The following is a 4,385-nucleotide window of genomic DNA, read 5'->3' on the forward strand; positions in this document are numbered from 1 at the left end:
TGGGTGAATCGTTAAGAAAAGGAAAATTAAAAAACCAATAATAATAAAATTTAACTATAATTGCAGTATCTCTCAAAGTGGCACCATTTGACCGAAATAGGTGGCACGGTCACTCCGAAATAGCCAGGACACTAGTTTTTAACGAAATTCTATCTGTTATACTTGAAAAATATCCATTATATATCAATAAACATGTTGGACAAAATTTCATAATCTCGTTTACTAAGGATATAATTATGGAGGAAAAAGGTAGCAGAGAAGTATCGACTATAATACGCCTACAGAAGCTTGTGTCTGGGCATCATCTTCGAAAATGATATAAAACCTCAATTTTCAATAGTAAAAGGTCTGAATCCTTGTTTGGCTCTATAGGAAAAAGCTACTCATAATTTAGAGATTCTTATAGAGTTTATTTTCTTAAACTGTCCTATTTATAATATAAAACAAATACCTTGTGAAATATAAATGGATAAAATCATGAGCACAAAACTCTTCATAAAATATATGGTCAGTTTACGATGTAAACTCATGGTAAAAGAAGAGTTGAAAAAACTTGGATTGCATTATGTAGCTGTTGAACTAGGTATTATTGAAGTCTTAGAAGATATAACTAAGGAACAACGTCTACAACTGAAGAGAAATCTAAGCAAATCTGGCTTGGAATTGATGGATAATAAAAAAAGTATTCTGATTGAAAAAATCAGAAATGTTATTATCGAAATGATCCATTACACAGATGAACTACCCAAAGTGAATTACTCTGATTATATCAGTGAAAAAATAGGTTATGACTATACCTATCTGGCTAATATATTTTCAGAAGTGAAGGGAATTACTATTCAGCAATTTATTATTATTCATAAAATTGAAAGAGTCAAAGAATTGATTATTTATGATGAATTAAATCTTACTGAGATTTCCCATAAACTACACTACAGTAGTGTTGCACATTTATCTAATCAATTCAAAAAAACTACAGGTTTGACACCTACATTTTATAAGCAACTGAAAGAAAAGCGTAAACAAAATTTAGAAGATTTATAATCGACTAATACCATATTAACCAAATTCTAAATGTATAGACCAATCTTTTATACTAATTTACAGGATACCATTTTCTTAATTTTGTATCATTCAGATAAACGGATATATTGTTCTGATACTTGTATACCACAAAATACCCCTCATTAGGTTTGATGGCTACTATTTTTTCAGCCCTATTCCTTATGCTAATGGGTGATCCCTATAAACGAAATCACCCTTTTATTCATCACCATAAAAATGAGGTTATTTTTACAGACAATCGGTAGCGTTGAAAGTTGTTTTTTATCCTAAGTAATCTTTTCTTTTTTTGACATTTGATAATGTGTGATATATGTAATATAGGTCTTACGTGGTGTAACTCAGTTAGCCGTTAATTATCTCATTTTTGTATCAAAATAAAATTATGATGGATAATCAAGATATAAACAAAATAAATGACATATTGAAAAATGGTAAATGGAAGAAATTATTTATTTTGGCAATAATACCTATATTATTGATAGTATTTAAGCCATGGACTCAAGTGGGAGCTGGTGAAAGAGGAATTGTTCAGAATTTTGGTGCAGTTCAAGACGTAGTACTAGGAGAAGGGATTCATTTCAAAATACCAATAGTACAAACAGTTACTCTAATAGATGTAAAAATCCAAAAAGCAATGACTGATGCTGCCTCTTCTTCCTCTGACCTTCAGGATGTAGATTTATCAGTAGCACTGAATTATCATATCATACCAGATAAAGCAAATCTGGTGTATCAAACCATCGGAGTAGAATTTAAAGAGCGTATTATTGATCCGGCAATTCAAGAGGTGATGAAAGCCGTTTCAGCCAGGTATACTGCAGAAGAATTAATTACCAAAAGACCTGCGGTCAGCACCGAAATGCAAGAGGCACTCACTTTGAGATTACTTGCATCAAATATATCTGTTGATGCCTTTTCGATTATCTCTTTTAGCTTTTCTCAAACTTTTACTGATGCCATTGAAGCAAAACAAACCGCAGAACAAAATGCATTAAAAGCAAAGCGAGATTTAGATAGGATAAAAGTGGAGGCAGAGCAAACTATTGCTGCTGCAACAGCTGAAGCAGAGGCGCTACGTTTACAAAAAATGAATATTTCACCTGATCTGATTGAACTCAGAAAGATAGAAGCAAACCTTAAAGCGATAGAAAAATGGAATGGGATTTTACCGCATGTAACAGGTGCAGGTGCTATACCATTTATTGGAGTCAGTGATGTGGTTAAAAAACAAAAAGAATAATATTATGATCCTGGGGTTTTAATCTCTATGGTTCTTAACAATTTTATTTGTGCTGATTCATTTGATTTCTGGTAATAATCAAAATAAGCATAGAGCTTATCATTCGGTCTGCTAAAGTCAAATCACAACTTATGAAAATAATAGAGTTTATAACGAGATGGAGTAACAATTACCTCTTCATAATTATCATTGTTATTATCATTACTATAGTACTTATCAAATTATCGATATGGATACTCAATAAATATATTCTACATACTTCAAAAAACTCTCAAATAGCGCCTACTCATTATCATTTTTTTAAAAATGCTGTTGCTTTGCTATTTTGGCTAATTGCCTTAGCTACCATTACTTTTCTAATTCCTCCCCTCAAAGCTTATGCCCTTACGGTTTTTGCAAGTGCAGGTATTTTTCTAGCTATTCTTGGATTAGCCGCACAACAAGCTTTATCTAATATTGTTAGTGGAACTTTTATTGTTATTTTTAAGCCCTTTAGAGTAGGTGATTTTATCACAATAGCTAATCAACATACAGGAACGGTAGAAGATATTACTTTAAGACACACCGTAATTGTCAATTTTGAAAATAGAAGGATTATTATCCCCAACTCAATCATAAGTAGTGAAACGGTCATCAACAGTAGCATAGCAAACGAAAAAATATGTGAGTCAATTGTTATTGGAATTAGTTACGAAAGCGATATTGATACCGCCATAACCATTATGCGAGAAGAAGCAGAAAAACACCCTTTTTGTATTGATAATCGATCTAAGAAGGAAAAAAATAAAGGTTTAGAAATTGTTCAGGTTTTTCTCATTGGATTTGGAGAGAGTTCTGTGAATCTGAAAGCAAGAGTATGGTGTGATAATCCATACAAAGTCTTCGAAATGCATTATGATATTAATCAATCCACTAAAAAAAGGTTTGATAAGGAAGGCATTGAAATTCCATATCCACATCGTACAATTGTCTATAAAAAACCTTTGGAAAAGAAGAGCGATATAATACCTTCTTCATTATAATTATTTGCCTCTTTTCTAAAGTCAACTTACTATATAATCATACTAATCCTGGTAAATAGGTTGCCATATATTTAATGTAATATCATACAAAAGTGTGATATATGTAATGTAGGTTCAGACTAGTGTAACTCATTAAGTCTTTAATTAACTGATTTTTGTATACACATTAAAACCGTCCCATATGGGGTGCGTTATTCATAATCTTAAAACAGAGAATCATGTCAAAAGAAAAAGAAGGTAAAGCTAAGTCAGGTAAAAAAGCACCTGCAAAAAATTTGAAAGAAAAAAGGGCAGCAAAAGCGGCAAAAAGAAAGGATAAAAGGAGCGATAGCTAAATGCCTTGCGAAAAATTATAAAATCATCTTATCCTAGTTAGTGTTAATCTTCTAACATATTATCAATGAAAAATAATGAATTAGAAAAATCCCTTACGCATGAGTTAGTTGAGACCGTTGATTACATACCCGGATCGGTAGTTATGAAAGCAATTCTGAAGAAAAAAACAGGAACCGTAACTATATCATCATTTGATATGGGAGAAGCATTACACTCAAAAATATCTCCATTTGATAACCTCATTCAAATTATAGATGGAGAAGCTGAGATTATCATTAACGAAAAATCAAATACAATTGAAACTGGTCAGGTAATCATTATTCCTGCTCATGCAAGGAATGTAGTAAAGGCTAATAAACGTTTTAAAATGCTGTCAACCATCATTAAGAGCGGTTATGAGGATATAAGTATTTAAATTAAAGTATCTATGGTAGGACAAGAAAGTAAATTCAAGCCAGGCGATACTGTTTACGCCAAAGTAAATCCCGAAGTTAAATTGATTGTACGGTTATACTACCGCCGAATATACTACTGTACGTTTGCCGAAGATCCTGAGAAAAAGGAAGTAGTATTTTTTGAAAGAGAACTTTTATAATGATTCTGACTAACGTAAAATTACACTACTGATTTACAGTTATTTGCAAATCATCATTAGTTAATCCAAATTTATCAATTTGTTTTCTAATTCTTTTCACTAGTCCTAGTTTTCTTTTTTGATCGAG

Annotated in this window: 4 protein-coding genes; all 4 read left to right on the top strand. The window is 31.6% G+C overall.

Translation table 11 applies throughout. The annotated features are described in order from the left end of the window. Window positions 1-504: 504 nt before the first annotated feature. A complete protein-coding gene (locus tag F0000_RS26520) occupies window positions 505-1,044 on the top strand; it encodes an AraC family transcriptional regulator (protein ID WP_149627722.1) in 540 nt (179 codons plus the stop codon). Between the two features lie 406 nt (window positions 1,045-1,450). Then, window positions 1,451-2,305, top strand: coding sequence for a prohibitin family protein (locus F0000_RS26525; protein ID WP_149627719.1), 855 nt, complete (start codon window positions 1,451-1,453; stop codon window positions 2,303-2,305). Between the two features lie 131 nt (window positions 2,306-2,436). Beyond that, window positions 2,437-3,327: a mechanosensitive ion channel family protein gene (locus F0000_RS26530; protein ID WP_149627720.1), complete on the top strand. Its 891-nt coding sequence runs from the start codon at window positions 2,437-2,439 to the stop codon at window positions 3,325-3,327. Between the two features lie 400 nt (window positions 3,328-3,727). Then, entirely contained in the window at window positions 3,728-4,078 is a 351-nt protein-coding gene (locus F0000_RS26535) for a cupin domain-containing protein (RefSeq protein ID WP_149627721.1), read from the top strand. The last annotated feature ends 307 nt before the right edge of the window (window positions 4,079-4,385 follow it).

Source organism: Aquimarina sp. RZ0 (assembly GCF_008370685.1).
Lineage (GTDB): Bacteria > Bacteroidota > Bacteroidia > Flavobacteriales > Flavobacteriaceae > Aquimarina.

What these genes read in the sequence shown, in the direction of transcription:
- F0000_RS26520 (WP_149627722.1), top strand. Translation starts at nt 505, where the DNA reads ATGGTCAGTTTACGATGTAAACTCATGGTAAAAGAAGAGTTGAAAAAA.
- F0000_RS26535 (WP_149627721.1), top strand. Translation starts at nt 3,728, where the DNA reads ATGAAAAATAATGAATTAGAAAAATCCCTTACGCATGAGTTAGTTGAG.
- F0000_RS26525 (WP_149627719.1), top strand. Translation starts at nt 1,451, where the DNA reads ATGGATAATCAAGATATAAACAAAATAAATGACATATTGAAAAATGGT.
- F0000_RS26530 (WP_149627720.1), top strand. Translation starts at nt 2,437, where the DNA reads ATGAAAATAATAGAGTTTATAACGAGATGGAGTAACAATTACCTCTTC.